This window comes from Rhizobium sp. BK619, assembly GCF_014195245.1.
In the GTDB taxonomy this organism is placed as follows: domain Bacteria; phylum Pseudomonadota; class Alphaproteobacteria; order Rhizobiales; family Rhizobiaceae; genus Rhizobium; species Rhizobium acidisoli.
This window is the reverse complement of record NZ_JACIBH010000001.1, coordinates 19476-35800: the sequence shown is the minus strand read 5'-3', so window position 1 is coordinate 35800 and position 16325 is coordinate 19476. Positions and strand designations below refer to the sequence as shown.

General features: G+C 56.8%; 4 protein-coding genes. All 4 read right to left on the bottom strand.

Annotation, left to right across the window (positions count from 1 at the left end; all coding sequences use genetic code 11):
- Positions 1–52: 52 nt before the first annotated feature.
- On the bottom strand, positions 53–652 hold the full coding sequence (locus FHX14_RS00165) for a M35 family metallopeptidase (protein WP_184375287.1): 600 nt from the start codon (positions 650–652) through the stop codon (positions 53–55).
- 51 nt (positions 653–703) lie between these two features.
- Positions 704–1051, bottom strand: coding sequence for a hypothetical protein (locus FHX14_RS00160; RefSeq protein ID WP_184375285.1), 348 nt, complete (start codon positions 1049–1051; stop codon positions 704–706).
- 260 nt (positions 1052–1311) lie between these two features.
- Positions 1312–6624 (bottom strand): hypothetical protein, encoded by a 5313-nt coding sequence (locus FHX14_RS00155; RefSeq protein ID WP_184375283.1) that lies wholly within the window; start codon positions 6622–6624, stop codon positions 1312–1314.
- Entirely contained in the window at positions 6621–15764 is a 9144-nt protein-coding gene (locus FHX14_RS00150; RefSeq protein ID WP_184375281.1) for a hypothetical protein, read from the bottom strand. Before FHX14_RS00150 ends, FHX14_RS00155 begins: the two co-directional genes overlap by 4 nt.
- Between the last annotated feature and the right edge of the window lie 561 nt (positions 15765–16325).

Below are 16325 nucleotides of genomic sequence, written 5' to 3'. Positions count from 1 at the left end.
TGACCGCCGTCGGTAGGTGCCTGGCATCGCTGGGAGACGTTACCGCTTTAGGTCACGGTCCACTCTGCAAGTCCTCGACAAATAGGCGATAACTATCGGCATTCCGACGCGCCTTTGCGGGATCATTCTTTGCAAGAGTTTCGACATCGGCGGGGCCGTATGCCAGATCATCGGTCCCATTGACGTGCGTCATCTCATGAATTACTGCGCCACTTTGAGTGATCATGCCCACAACTGGGAGATCAAAAAAATCCGGAGCAAGATAGATTGAATTCGGGGTTGGCGAATAGTACGCGGCCAAGTCCCCATCACTCCACTGGAGCTCCGTGGAGTTTACAAGCGGACACCAGAAAGTCTGAAAAACAATCTTCCCAAGCGATCCGGCGAAAACTGCTCTCACTTGGGCAACGTTTGTGCTCGACGTGGGGCCAAACCAACGCTCGAACCGTTCTATGTCCGCAGTGCCGGCGTCATCAAGCGATTGAAGGGCGGCTGAGATGCCTTGCCGAGCCTTTGCGACGGCTGAACTAACCGCTGCGGACTGCTGAGCAGTGCAAGGCTTCTGACTGTCCGCTATATCCGCACGAGCATTCCCCAGATTGCAAGCTAATATTGCCACAATCAGCCCTGTTCGAATGAGTCCGATTTTCATTTCTGCTTCCTCGGCGTGTGGTCTACTGGTTGTTCTTCAGTCTCTGTTTCCCTAGCAGCCCCCACTGTCGCATTTGATGGCCAGCGACGTGTTGACGTCATCCGCTGCGTTATAGTCCGGCTGCTGATCGTAGCTCGGCTGCCCCTCGCAGCTGAATGCTCGTCGGCTATTTACGATCCAGAAGCGCTCAATATCGCCCGACGCGATTTCTTTCTTGCTTACATCTTCGTTGTCCTGGTCCCAGCCGACCGTATCGATCGCGCCCTTTTTCACCACGACCATAGTGAAGCCATCTGGGCTCTGTCGAATTCGAGCAACACATTGTGTCCCCCGATCCAGAAGCGCTACGAGTCTCGCCGGATAGTCTTTCGCTAGGCTCGCCTTTTTATCTGCAAGCATCTGTGGAATTCTTGGGTCGTCAGTGCAATAGTCCGGTCCCGCGTTGCAGGCTGCGATAGCTTGGCTAGTGGCTCCCATAAACATGGCGACTCCGGCGAGTATTCTACGCAGTCTAGGCAAACTGGATGAAGCATTGGCATATTTGCGCATTTCGACGTCCCTCCCTCGTTTAGATGGGCCTTCAGTGGCATTATTTCTTGAGGTCACAGCTGAAGAGAAAAGCGGTTCTTGATATTCAGCCGCCTGTCTATAAGCAATCCTCATTGAGCGGCAACGCCGGGTAGCTCCAATCTAGCCGCGAATCGCGGACCGGAATCGATCAGTGTGTCAGCATCGAAGATGTCTTGAATGTACACGGGCTCAACAGCATAGGTCGCTGGCATAAAGCTTTCGATCTCCTCGGCATAAACGTACACGGCACCTGCACCAAGGGCGTGAATGTCCTTCATCACGAATTTGAAATTGTGCTCCCACTTTGTCTGCGAGTCGGCTATTCGCAGCGGAGGAACCGGTTCATTTCCCAAATTAATCCGCCTCAGGACCCCGCTCTCGGCAGATTCGTGGACCAAACGAAAACGCACCGTAGGCTGTCTCAGCTTGGACAAAGGTGTTGTATCGACTCCGTCGGGTGCCTTGGGAATTCGAACGTCCTTATGCGCCACCCCGCTTACGCAGGTGTAGATGTCCACTACCCCGTCATTCTCGGTGACCGATGCCGAAAGGGTCCGTTCGGGCAGAAGCTGTGTCCAGACCGTGACTGGCTCAGAAACCTGGAGTTCCTTCGACATCGCCTGCTCCTGGTAACGTACCAGACCCAGACGTGCAAAGAGATTAGGTGTCTCGGGCGCCTTGAGATTGAGATCGACAAACCATTGCTCGCGATCCACGTCAAAGCGCGGGGCATAGGTCAGCAAGTCCGCTTTTGTGAGTACGGTCAGCGGCTCCTCTGCGCCCGGCGGCGCTGGAATCTGCACAGGTACAAGAATTCCGGTAAGCCGGCCTGGGTTCATGGCGGCCGATGCGGACTTTGACCAGCCGAAGTTCTCTGGGGTCAAAGGAGAGGTAAGGGGCGCGTAATCCAATCGTATCGGATCGCCGCCCCAACGTGAGACGTAGGGGCCAATAGGTCCATATTCGTCGTCGCTGACAAATGGCAACGCAGCACCGCCAATGTCTGCGCTCGAAGGCAGCACTATGCCAAGCATTTCGCCTTCACCGGAGGAATACCACCCCCTCTCAAGATAAATCCGGACGCCAGAATTTCGCGTTGTTTCCAGATCTCCGGGCAATCTGCGGCTGAACTGGAAGACCGGAACCGGCGCCAGAGGAGCGCATTTGTCGGGGCGCCGGCTAGCCGGTAGCCACACGTCGACCGTTGCACCGCCTTCGACGCGGAGAGCGTCTCTTCGCTCTCCAGCGTCTATCGCGGCCGCGCTCTCGTTTGATTGCTCAGAAACGTCCAGCGGCTCCCGCAGGCGGACAACGGGAACGGAGCCATCACTGGTCCCGCTCCAGCGCGGTGCCGTTTCGAAATCAACCGCAAAACGGGAGATCGCGCGAAGACGCAGAGTCAACCTTCGCGCCTTGCCATCGGGGAAGGTGTGAAGTTGCGACGCGCTAAACAAGACTCCGTTGCTGTCGGGCCGTTCGACGATTACTCCATCTCGCGCTGCCAGATGGGCGAGACCGACCTCGATTTCACCACGCTCTGCCAGCAATTCCTTGCTGGTAATCTGCGGTCCCTCCTGTTTTGCAGCTTCTATCATCATTGCGCCGGCGCCTGGTCCAGCAAGGTTGTCGATTCGAAGCAAAATAACTTCGGATCGCTTCAAGGTTACCGCACCCGTCATCGCGTCGATTTCATCGAACCCGTAGACATCCACGACATCTGCCGGGATCCTTTGAGGATCACCGAGACCAACCTTTTGGGTCTTGCGCGGCCATGTTCCTGCCACGCGCGCCTTCAAGGAGCGCCTGCGCGTGGGATCGTCGAAGAGAGGATCGCGGGGCGAGGCACATGTAGCGATTATCTCGATCGCGGATGTCGTCGTTCTGTCGAAGGAAACCCGTCCCTTGAGCACATAGTCCTTGATGCCAACAACGGCTTCAAAGCTCTCCAATCGCTTGGCAAGCTCGTCGATCTTAATACAGGGAGAAGGATCCTTGGCACCTGTGGGCAAGGCGCGCATGATTCTGAATTCCGGGGTAGCGAGCTTGTCGATATCGCCCTGCAGGAAGGCTGGTGCAAGGAGCGGCCGATTCACCACGTGAGCGACACGAACGGTTGTCACCGCCGCAAGTTCCTCAATGGCAGCGCCAACGTTCTGCAATTCCTGTGGTTTGGAAGTTGAGGTTATCGCATTCGCTTTTTCAGCTGTCTCGGTTGTGCGGCTAAGATGTGACGTCAGCTTGGCTGCTAGTTCCTCCAAAACCGAATCTTGCGGTACCGGATAAAAGCCTGTGGTGACGTAGTTCGAGACTGGTGTCTCTGTTGAACCCAAGGCAACGCCTGGATTAATCTGCGCAGGAGGCACTGCATTGCGATACGCACCGAGCGTTTCGATCAACGCGAATTGTCTGGCGAGCACTTTTGGGTCGGGAAGATACAAGGCTTCGAGATCAAAATCGGCGCCAAATCCGAGAGCCAACTCTACCCGCTGCACACGCTGGCCGCGAGGTGCATCGAATCTGAAGCCGTCGGAATAGGCGGGCTTGGGTTTCGTCCATGTGGCCTGCGGAGACAAGCCCGCTTTGCCAGTCGCTTTGCGAATGATGACCACGGTGGGCATCGCGTCGGGGTAACGAGACTGAATATCGTATACAGGCACTTCACAGGTCGGTCCGACATAGGCGCCGTCGCTCCTACGCCGTAGACGAAGAAGTAGTCTCGTTGCATGAGGATCGGGGTAGTACGGGCGCGGTATGAACTTGCTGGTTTTAGCCAAAGGCAACGCACTCAACCTATCTGCAAGAGCATTGGCCGTAATAAACAGGGAGGCGCCGCGCACGGCGGGCGCTCCTCTTTCGTTTGGAGGCTTGACCCAACCAGGTTGCACGCTCTTCCGTGTCGGCTCAACTCCAAAGGCCCGTTTCTCCTCGATCACAGCGATCGGAAAGCCGCCGGCGCGGGTTTCGCCCTCTGGAAGCGGATACAAGGGTGCAGGCACGCCATAGGCCATGTCGCGTAGCCCGCCCTTGATCACCCTGGCGCGCCTGGCCGCGTCGTCAAATGAGCCTGCTCTGAGCATTTCGTCCAGCGCAACCGTTGGCGGCAAGAAAACACGAATGAGTTCCTGCTTCGTTACGCGCTCGCGTGCCCTCAGGTAGCGCCTACCGCGGACTGTTTTCGGCAGTGTATCGGCTTCATGGTAGTCTGCGGGAATGCTGCGCAAGACCGCTGCATTTGCAGTTTGAAAGTCCATCTCTTCAGGTCTGTCGTCCAGGACAGAACCGGGCAACAGGACGACGGGCGCGCCAATCGCTTCCTGTCGAACAAAACGGCGTAACGGCCATTCCTTGTTGTCAGCCTGAGGATCTCGAGGATATGTAAATTCCTGGGAGTCGCTATGATACAACGCAGCGGCTTCGTCCACGCTTTTCGAGCGGCCCCCGAGAAAAACTGCTCGCATGCCGAAGCGGTAGCTCTGGCCATAGCGCAACGGCGGCACGAGGCTGGATTTGGCATAGCCCGCGGCGGGCAAGCTCTGTCTCTGCAGGAAGGGGAACTGGGGTCCGGCCGCTTGATTGACGGCGTCTTGTGCTGATTCAGGCCCCGAATGGACACCCATAGGTGCACCGTCCCATGTAGCAAATGCCTCTTCCACAAAAACTTCGCGATCATTTATGGATGAAGAATCAATGCTGTGGCTTGGCGCCAGCCGTGCGGCCGAATTAACGATCGCTTGCTCGAGGGTGCGTGCTGAACGTGTCTTATTCAACTCGCCATTTCCACTCGACGGGCCGAGCAGGTCACGAATGATCTTTTCGTCGATCGCGGCAAAAGTCGTGCTGCCGTCGTCCTGGGTCTTTCGAAAGCCGTATTGAACGACGCGTGCGCCGAGCGCGCGCCACTCAATCTTGGCTTTTGTTTGGATACCTACATCGAGCCGCCGCCCGATCACCAGATCATCCGCATACAGACTGGCCTCCAAGTTGTTCTTTTCCGTGCTTGTTCGAGCGATTTGGCGTCTGACATCGTCCGCGCGATAGCGATCGATCAATGTCATTCCAGCTGTCTGGAAGCCCCTTGCTGACCCAGATTCAGTTAAAGGGCGCGCCACTGCCTCTGCCGCTTGCCGTACGTCAAGAGTCACGACGTCAAAGCGGGGCAGCCCGCTCGCACCGCAATCGCTACCCATACGAAAAAGCCCGCTTTTTAGAGACGTCACTTCGTCCTTTGAGGCAGGCCATCCCTCAGGATCCACGAATGTCCAAACGGATCGCTTGTCTCCGGGTTTGTCGGTTGGCAATTGCCAATCGCCAGGTGAGATCGAAGTTGGCGGAATAGAACCAGACCAGTCCAGATAGACGTCAAATGCAAATCCAAAAACTCGAGCCCAAGCCGGTGAGGAAACGACAGCTTGGTAAGCCTGAGTGATTTGCGCAATGCGGTCGTTCAGAATCGCTGCTTCAAGCTTCTCACCGTCGTCGTCGGGAACTCCCTGTGTCCATGAGCCAGCAACATGGCTTGCTGCCGCCTTGTTCAATCTGTCCGCATCGCCGGTTAGAACTGGCTTTTCGACCTTTCCGCAAACGTCACTTTGGGCAGACTTGCCGCGTTCAATGTCCGTAGCAGCAATTGCCTTCTTCAACTCGCAGAGCTTGGCGGCGCGTAGCGCCTTTCGCAATGCATCCTCGGAAAGTGCGGTCTCTTTCATATCCGCAGCCGCCCAAGCATCCACCAACGGTTCGGTAGAAATGTTTGAGTTTGGCCCGTGACAGGCTTTGGGGCTTCCAGGCGGTTTTCCGTTAAGTAAGTCATCGACACGCTTTGCTCTCTCAAACTCAAGCAGCAGCGCGAGGTCGCCATGCTTTACAGGCAGCACAGCTTTGATTGTCAGGGTTGCTGAGGGATCGCCTTCCGGAGGCTTGTAGTTGCCGTCTCGGTCGAGATGGGTGCCGGGATCGCCAGATTTTGCTGCGTTCTCGGGCCCAGACGGAAGCCCACAGTCGAAGCTGTTCGATTGTAGCGACTGTTCGATGCTCTTAAGTAACTCCTCCCAGAAATCGATCGTCAATCCGCTGGAGGGGTCAACAGAAGACGGGGGAAGAATTCCGGTCCATGCGTCGGCAACGCGCCCCGACAGCCATTCGGAATTGGATTTGCTCGACAGAGGTTTGACGAACCCTTGTGTTTGAACAGCCCCTTGCCTGATATTGATCGCGCGCTGCTTGACTTTGCCATCGCCGAATATTTTCTGGAATACGAGCTGGGGCCATTCGTCCAGCGGTATTCTAATTTCGCTGTCATCCCGGGTCCGAACCGGCGTCGCGATCAGCGTCATATGGAGCCGACCGTTTTGCAGGCCATTTGGCACAAGACGCAGCACGGGAGTAACTGTCGGCGCTGTCATTTGGCGGGCTCCGTGCGAGCGAGAGACAAATCAAAATAGGCAAGAAAGCTGTCGAGCGTATTCGACGAAAGCGATACGGTTTCTGCGACAACATTTGGTACATCGGGGGGGGTGCCGCGCGTTATGATCGACGTATCGACATCCGCTGGGATGTCTGCGCGGCGAATGGATTGCGTCCCGGAGCCGCCGAGGGCAGATTGCTGCTTTTTGACGGCCACACTGAAATCGTAGTCCACAATTCCCATTGAGAAGGAAAAGGTGAAGATCGCAATACCTTCCATCCCTCCGCCTGACTTCATTCCGAGCCGGACGTAAAGCGATGCATAGAAGTCGAAAATCCAGATGCTGGCGGAGCCACCAACGAAGAAGGTTCCGGAGATATCCGTGAGCGTTTGCGTCTTGTTATCGACTGTTACCTTCATCGAGCGGATATAAAAGCCGCTGGTAAGCCGTCCGACTGCGACCAGCGGTCCCGCCGAAAAGTCGGCGACACCCCCGAATTCCATCGACGCTTCGAAACCGATAAAGCCTTGCGCATCAGCATAAATGGCAACGAAGCCGCCGCCGCCGAAAGGTGGAACGGAGATTAGAAATGGCGCCATCGCTCGTCCAAGCGAAAACCGGAAGATGGCCGCTCCGCCGTCGAACGGCAATTCCGCCGCCGCCGCCAGAAGGACGTTGGAAAACGTGATCCCACCAAGTTGGATTGTGCCCAAATTCAGCCCGTAGCCGGCGGTAATCCCGGGGCGATCGCGGGTCGTTTCGATGAAGAAGCCACTGCCGTCGCCCGAGGGTGTAAGGTAGGATTGGAGCTGCTCGATGAATTTCAGCTTGGTACCGATCTTGAAGTCCCGATAGTGGACGTCGAAGCGAGGAGATCCACCGGCCTCATAGGAGAAGTCGATGCCGTCGAACATCAAAGTGACGGCATCGAAGATGCTGCCGATCAACTTGATGTCGAAAGCACCAATGTGGCCGACAGCCTTCATCTCAGCCCTTTGTTTGATGAGGTCGATCGTGGCTGTCATGTCGAGCTCAAAGCGTCCCGGCACTTTTGGCTGGAACACGCCCCCAGTCGCGCTACCGATCTTGTCAGCGTCGAAATCGTACCCCAATGAATAACGCAGTGTGCGCTTGACAGGGATTAGTTGTGATACGAGGTCCTCCACTTCATCTCTTAGAGCAGCGATGTCCACCAATGCTGCAATGTCGCCTCGGGCGATGTCATCCCACAGATGCTGAAAATTCAAGAGGATCGTTTCCACGGCCGAGCGCCCGCCGGCGATGGAAGCTGCAAAGGCCTGAAGCGCCGGGCGATCCCCGCTGACTGGTTTGTCTGACTTCGCAAGCTGGTCGACGGCCGCAAGCTCCTCATGGAGCTTGTCGCAACTTTCGCTCAGGGGCACGCACACCGTTGCCAGCGGTGCAACCAGCAATGCATTGCGGATTGCTGGACCCGCGACAACAAATGTCTCGGTGGCCTTCAGGAGCTTGGTGCGTAGATCGCGGATTTCGACGTAGGTGGTCAGGACGGCTCCAAGCAGTGTTTTGACCGGACTGTCGAGCGCCACGTCAGCAACTCGCTGAGGCAGCTTGATGAGGCGGGTGACAAGACCATCATAGGTATGGTTCACCCGCTCAACCGCCGCCTGGATAGCGTCAGTGCGTGCAATTCCGCCGGCTACCAATGCTTGCCCCACGGTCGTCGATTCAAGCTTTGTATCGAACAAGTCCTGGAGCGTGGTCAGCTTCGAGGCCGGTATGATACGATAGGCGCCAATTTTTTCGGCAAGCGCCGCACTCGCTCCCGAAAGGCCGTCGAGCGCCGAAGCAAAATCTCCGCGCTCGGGATCGAGGTCGAGAGGAAGAATGTCCCGCACGCCCTGTGATAGGGAGGAAAGCGCGGCTGCGCCCGTAGCTTGCGTCGCCCCGGCAGCCACGCCTGCTAGGCGAAACAGGGCGTTGAAGCCGGTCAGCAGGCCATTTGCTGCGCTGGCCTGCCATTCGTCGAATCTGTCCTTTTGATCTTGGGTGATCAGGTTCGCAGCCAGTGCCGCTGCAGCGGCACCGGCGATGACGGGAGCATGTGGGGATAGCTTCGTAACAACACCTTCCAGCAAATCTTGAATATTTTGTAGCCCGGTCGCGATTTCCTGACCCAGAGCCTCCAGCCGCTTGAGCAATTCTGCAGGCACCACCCCGGGATCTCCGCCGGTATTCAGGCGTTGCATTGCTGCGGTCAATTCTGCGTGAACTTTCTCTGCTCGGCCGACTATCACGGCGACTTCGCAAAATAGATCGCGATAGATCGGCAACTGCCCTTCCAGTGCGGATGCTGCGTTTCTCGCATTTTGCGGCAAGGTGGATGAAATGATCGTTTCAAGGGTGGGTTCGATCTCGAACGTCTCGGCCATGCTTGCAGCGAATGGCTTGAGCCAATGTTCAGGTGTGTTCGGAAATGATGCCGCCAGGTCTTTCGCTATCTTTCTCGCATCGATCGGCGGGTCGGTGTTCACCGGCGTTTTTGCGAGACAGGCTTGGAAGACGCCCGGGGGCAGTTTGGGTTCGATTGTTGTCACATTGGCGGAATCTTGACCTAACTCACTCAGACGTCGGAGGATCGCGTCGACCCAGTCCGTCAACTTGCGTTGTTCCGCTTTCAGCCTTTCTTCGATGAGAGTTTTGTAGGCAGCGAGGTCGACACCAAGATAATCACGGCCAAGCTCGGCAATGATCGCAAAGGCTCGGGGCGGGCTATCGGACGCAGCGAGCTCGCGCAACAACGCCAAAAGGTGTTCGATGCGTTTTACTCTTGCGACCCAAGGCGCCCAGCGTGGCGTTGGCTGTCTCCCGCCCAACCACTCTGCGACCTTGTCATTCGCGGTTTGCAATGACGTGCGATAAGCATCAATTGCCGATTTAAGCTCGCCTTTCGCTGTCTTGATTGTCTGGCCATCGAACAATCCATCGCTCAACTCGTTTTTGGCGTTGTCTTCCGCGGCCTTGTCGGCAGAAGCAAAGATCAAGTTGGACGTTTGTATCAACGCGTCTCTGGGCTCAATGGGGGGATCGTCCACCAGCCGGCGCAAGATCGGTGACAGGTCAACATCTATTGCTGTCAATCCATCTCGAACACGCTTAACAAGATCCTGCAGGTCCGGGACAGCCGCCATTGTATCCAACAACAGTGCTATGTCATCGGCCTGCAACCAGTCGAATATGTAGGCGACAAGCCGATTTCCTAAGGCCTTGGCCTCGGTCAGGATCGCTTGCTTGAGTGCACCAGCGACATTTTTGGCTGCGTCTTCGTAGCGACGAATTTTATTGCGAAGTTCATCGGCGGCGACGCTGAATTGAGCCTCGGCGGCCTGTTCTATACGCTCGATTGGATTGGCGGCGAGCCGTGACAGCTCGCGCATAAACTGGCGCCCCGCCTCGTGGACTGCGGCAAGCTGCGCCATCATTTTCAACGGATCGGTCTCCGCCAACGCCTTGACGATGGCAGCCTCCAATGCGTTCAAACCGCGATCGATTTCAGGGTAGAGATCGCGGAAGGATTCTGCCTTCAGCCCTGTGAAAACGCTTTTGATCTCTTTGATCAGGTTATTCTGGCCGTCGGTGGCACGCCCGTCGAGCTTCGACCATTCGTTTCGGGCGCTGCGCACAACCGAAAGTAATGGGGCAAGTATTTCGGTGCGCAGCAGGTCCATGACGTCGGCCGCACCACCTTCCAGCTTAGCCAGCGCCTGTGATCCGTAGTCCACCGCTTCCTGCAGTGCGGGCATCGCGTCGACACCCCCAACCAGCTTCAAAAGCTTCATCAGCGATTGGAAGGATATGACTCCGAGCAGCTTGGCATCGACACTGAAGAAGCTGTTGAATACGGTCGTGTAGTCCGCTGGTTCTGGCGGGCTTTGGCCGCTGTCGTGGCCCCCAGTGGCATTCATCGCCGATAAAGACGGTAGCGAGAAAAATCCCGCGACAGAGAGAAGCGCTTGTCCATTGCCATCGGCAGGGTAGGTGATGGGGTTGGCGTTGGGAGCTCTGCGGTAAACGGCGACATCCTTTCCGGCGCCGATAATCCCCTTGGAGCGGCTAAGGCCGACGATGCGCATGTCCGGTCGACCAACGCCACCTGACTGGTTTCCGTTCGGCCCCATGCGCAGTTCTGGAGGCTCAGACGTATCGACGTAGAGAAACAACTGGGCAGCGTTCCCAACTATAGTGACAGACTTGCTCTTATCGGCGCCGCTCTCCTGTTTGACTGGTGAATCAAAACCATATTTCACGTAATGGCCGTCAAAGCGGACAGGCGTCGCCGGCATTGATGCGCCAGACATGCGTTCGGCTTGTTCAATGCGAATGTTGGCCTTGAACATCACCGGGTAAAATGGCGGTTGATCGGCACCTTCCAGCACGCCGGTGTTGCTGACGACGTTATTGGCGCCAGCCCAACTGCCATCATCATTGCCTCGGCCCTCGACCGACAAAACAATTGACTCTGCAGCGAACGATGTATCCCCGTCCTTTTGTGGTTCTGCAAAGCGCAGGGTTTGCCCCCCGAACGCTGCCTTGCGCCACTTGTCGGCATCAATTCCAATATAGTATCGATTGAGCGCGGCCAAGGCGGTGGGGTTCTTGGCGGCTATCCGATCTGCGAAGATCAGCGGTAGCCGAGTGCGACGGCCGTCAACCAGAAACTCAAACCGGATGCGTGCCTCTTCCGTCATAGCGGTCTGGGGCCAGAAAGCGAGCCCCGGTGCGCCATCCAGGTAGATGCGGCCACTGAGGCTCTCCTTGCCCACTGGTACTTCCAGCTCAAACGTTGGATCCACAATGTCCGGCGTCTGCCGGGTAAGCATCGTGACGTCCTCTGCACACCACTGCCGGCCGTGGTTCGGCTGGCCCACGGCAGGGTACTTCTTGGCCGGGGAGGAGACGCGGACAAACATGCGTTGGCGGAGCACCGCCTTTATACCCAAACCGATTTTGTCGTCGGCTTTCGCCAAACTCGAATCTATCGGTCCTACACGGACGAAGATGCGCTCGGTCAACTTCACAAGCGACGCCTTGTGACCAAGCGGCAGAAGATAGCCGGAATAGACGACCGTCGCTAGCACGTCACGGCCAAGGACCACCTGGTGTTGCCACCGCTCGATCGACAAGCCGTCGAACATTGATCGGCCGTCATAGGTCAGTGCCGGAGCTGGTGGCTGAAAATTAGTGTCGTGAGTCAGAAAGCCGCCGAGCGCTGTAAGCGAAAGTTCCGTGACATCCAACGGCTTTGGACGATAGTAAGCCAGATCCGGAGTTGCATCTGTGAGATGGAAATCTTCGCCGGGTTCGAATTGGCCAGACCGTTCGACGAGCTCGCCGCCAATCTTTTCATCATTGTCGATCTGTCTGCGTTTGCCCGTGACCGGCAATCCGTATGCCGACGACAGGAGCACCAGCTCATGCCGATCATATGCATCAAGAGAGCTGCGAAACATGTGTAGTTCGGGGTTTTCGTAAAGTGCGCGTACACGGAATATTTCGCAAACGCGTTCGAACATTGTTGGCCGCTTGGGCCTGGCTTTCGGGATCGTGCAAATGTCGTCAATGGGGGTTTTGGGATCGACAGCTTGTCCCGACGCGGTCGCTACGTCCTGCGGCGAGACCCAAACGCCATCGACTTGCTCACGACGCAAAACCCATGGGGCCCATGGACCCCGAGGAGGCGCACCTGTGATGCGCGGCGCGCCGAGGCTACCAAACGCAACGAAGCCGATGGCTTCTGGGCGGACGTCTGGTGACCAGATCGCGCGCAATGACGGCTCAGCTTCCCGCGCGAGTAGTCTGGCGCTCCACAGCGGCTCATAGGTCGAAAACTCCACGCCAGGCCGCTTGTTCTCAGGGTCCGTCTCGAAAATGCTGGAGGGTTCCACAGCGACCAGTCCGCGGTCGACCTTGCGTGACGTTTGCCATATCGCGTCTTGGGCCGTCGAAAGAATAATGCGAGCGGGTATCTCAATCTCTGTTTCGAGACCTGCAGGATGTTTCTGTAGCGACGCTCGCACCTGGTTTAGATGCGCCTCCGCTTGTTTTGCCCCGGGGACGAAATCCTGGCTTTCGAGAATCGCGTGATCATCAATGCTTGCAACCCGGCCAGCAACGGGCGGCAAGGCGCCGGAGGAGAGCGGTTGATAGAGTTTTCTCGCTCGTTGGGTCACATAGGGCTCATGTCGTGACCAGTTTGTTAGTTCGTCGAAGGAGAATTTCATGCTTCCAAACCGCTGCACGCCCGGTCCGGGTGCTGCAGATTTGTCAACGGAGAAAGCCGGCAAGCCATTTGTTTCAGAGGAGTCGCCGGGCGCTGGTTCGCAGTTGATCCGAAATGACAAGCGACTACGGCGGGAGAGGCGCGCCGTGGCCAATCTGTCAAACGAGTCTTGGCCCGAAATCGTCTTTACGAAGCGCTTTTTAAACTCTTCAACTGTCTCGTCGGCTGGTAGCAGCGATGGGTCCGGTGGAGGCGTGCGGGACTTGTTGACAAATTCTGTATTGGCGGGATCTGAAACTGCGTCTTGTTCTATGACATATGCGCGGAAAGCGTCGCGCCATAGCTTGTAAAGTGGATAGACTTTCTCCGCGTCTCGTTCCGCGGAGAGCAGCTCTTCCAAGGTCCAGTTGGTTTTAGGTTGCGTACCAACCTTGGCGGCGACAATAATCATTGCATTTACAAGACCTGGCTGGCCATCTGCCCCCATGAACCAGGCACGGACTTTCTCTGCCTGCCATTTTCGCGCTGCTCGAATGGCAACAGAAGACATGGCATATGGGCCGATGTATTGCTTCTGCTCTTGCGATAGACCTTCAGCGCTGCTGCCTGCCAATTCGACTCGCAGCGATCCGAAAGGATATTCGACGGCTCGCATGTTGAATTTCGAATTCCCTCCTGCGACCTTTTCAAGGTCTGCTTTCGCCTTGCCGAGCTTTTTGCGCATTGCGACACGCTTTTCCTCGGAAACCTCATTGTCCAATGCTGCAAGAAATGAAGCGAGGTCGGGGAAGTCGGCGTTCTTAGGCCATTCGGTGTCTGGAAGAGGTTCCGGATCTGGCCGGAAGAACGTTTCTTCCATCACGTGTTGCGGCGAGAATTCGACACTTAAAATGGGCCTGCTATCCGTGACCTGCCCATCATGAACAAGCACACGACAATCGTCTCGCGCGGGCCGAAGTAGGGGAGCGGTCACACCCGCGAGTGCGTCCTCGCCGGCGGCAAATGCGAGGGTGAAGTCTGAAAAGCGGAAGCGCAGGTCAACCAGATCGTCGTCGCGCCGCGCAAAAAGTGTTGCTCCACCGAGATCGATCGCTGCCGCCTCTGTCTTCCACTCAGCCGTTCCCAACCAAAGAAAGCCGTCGGGTGTCGCCCACGCCGCCTCCGGCGTGACAAGCTCGGGGAGGTTTTGCCCATCGGCGTAGATAAGCCGGAAGTGGCTACCCGCAAATGTCAATGCACTGTCGCTCGTTCCCGGCAAAGCGGTGTCGATGCTCTGAAGCGCTACGTCGGCGTAAAGTCTGCGAACCTGAGGAAGTGAACTCTTCTTGCTTGCAGCCGCCTGACGATCAGCCAAAAGGAAAAATGACCGATCAGCGACCCCTGAGCGATCACCGATTGCTGCAGCGGTCGCCGCGTCGAAAAGCAAACGCTTTTCCTCGCCTTCATCGACCTCTTTTTGATCGTCGGGCCTCGCCTCCAAAGGCAACGGCGCCACCTCGAGGCGCCCGATTGCCGTCTGGATCGTCGGAGGCAAAATCAGCGTTTCAACCGGGTCGGCTTTCGCCGGGCTATTTCCAGCTTTGACATCTTCTTTGGCCTTCGGAGCGCCAACTCTTCTACTGCCGGCGGCATCAGCGACGATCACGTTTCGCCAGAAGCCGTCTTCCGTCCCGCCCAGTCTGATGCGGCTCATCTTCACATCATGCAGCGCAAGGTCCGTACAGGAAGGCTGTGGGACCTTGCCAGGCTTTTTCCCACCAACGCCGCTTGCAGAAGTATTGTTGTTCGATGAGGGGGTGCAGCTAAGCGTGGCAACAGGCCAGGAAAGCAATGCTACAATGGAGTCCGTCTCGCGGCCGCCCTGTGTTACAGCACTCGAAAGTGGTTCGAGCTGTCCGACAAACAACGCACCAACTGGTCTTTCAGCCTTGGCCAACGAGGACGGAGTGACGTCACCGGAGATCGTACCATTTGCAGCTCCAAAGGCGAAGTCGCCGGTCCAATCTGCCTTGTACTCAGCAACGAGACGACGGCCGCGATTGCCCGCTTCCGGCCCGGCCAGATCTACCCATCGCACAGTCGCTTCCTCGCCGCCTGCTGGGCCGCGAACGCTCCCGTCGAAGGCCGAGAGAGGTAGCAGCTCATTTGAGACAGCTTGAAAATGCCACACTGCATTCGCGTCAAGTCCAACGACCATTTGATCGAGGGCGCGCACCTGAGTGTCGAACATCGGCGTAAGTGCAGTGTTGATACGATTGGCAGATAGTGTTTCTACCAGTTGATCTTTTGATCGGGCCGAGATGAACTGGTGGAGCCGCTTGCGGTTGTGAACCTCGGTCCCGAAAGACTCCGAAGTTCCTTTTCCAGGCCATATGTTAGTTGTAAACCCAATCGTCCAGGCATTGACGGCGCCTTCTTCTGGCTTTTTCTCGTCCTTGGCTAATGCCGTTCGCTTGAAGTCAAATGTAATGTAAAGTTGCCGGTCGGTAGTGCTTCGATCATGGCGGCCGTAGGAAACTTCCCGCACCACAAGATATCTTTGATCTGGATTGGCGGCGTATTCGCGACAGTCCAAATCAAACCAAGCCCGCGGCCCGAAAGATGCGCTTTCGATCACCCAATCTGTATGAGCAGAGGTTTTTGTTGGCTCGTCTGCCGGATTGGGTGCGCGGATGCGCCGGACTGTGACCGCCCGTTCGTCAGGCGCCAGCAAGAAGAGGAGGTCCGTACCGTCATCCGGTTCCTCTGCGTCCGCTGCAAATATCCAATCGGCATTCATGGCGCCAACCGGCAACGCGGCTGCTCCGCCGATAAATCCACGACGCGTGATCTCTCCCGTGGAAGCGTAAGACTCCCTCGGCCCAGGATTGTTTTCCAATCTCAGCCCCCCAGAACGCCCGCCTGAAGTATTAGTAAGAATTCCCCGCTTATGTCGGGCGCAGTTAGAAAAGTTATACCTGAAACTTGGGTTGTCAATCGTAATCTATCGATAAAGTAGCAGTTTGAAATTTTAATCAACCGCTTGAATTTGGGATTTGGCGATCGTAGAAGGGACCCACGACGCTTGGGGCGACATAGCTATGTCGCCCGACGCAAATTGCTGCCGGAAGAGATTGCTCGCGCAACGTCCCGGCGACTACACCTGCCGAGAACCCTGCTGGCCGCTCCTGCGCTGGAGAGCGCCGCCTGGGAATCGTCCTCCTCGCAACCTACATGAGGGACGATGCTGCAGCCAGAAAGGTCGCGTGCGGTCCGATCAGCGACGCCGCGTTTCGAGCCGGTCAATGCCGGCCCGCTGAAAAGGGCTCGCCCAACTGGAATATGCCGGTTTTATCGAGTGCGGCGGTGACGCAGATTTCATCACCGCGGAGACCAAGATCTGCCTGCGGTAGTAGTGTTTTATAAACGCCACAATGCTCTCATATTTCCGAACCGGTTG

Excerpts from the sequence above, each read along its gene's own strand:
- FHX14_RS00155 (WP_184375283.1), bottom strand. The coding sequence starts at position 6,624 with ATGACAGCGCCGACAGTTACTCCCGTGCTGCGTCTTGTGCCAAATGGC.
- FHX14_RS00165 (WP_184375287.1), bottom strand. The coding sequence starts at position 652 with ATGAAAATCGGACTCATTCGAACAGGGCTGATTGTGGCAATATTAGCT.
- FHX14_RS00160 (WP_184375285.1), bottom strand. The coding sequence starts at position 1,051 with ATGCTTGCAGATAAAAAGGCGAGCCTAGCGAAAGACTATCCGGCGAGA.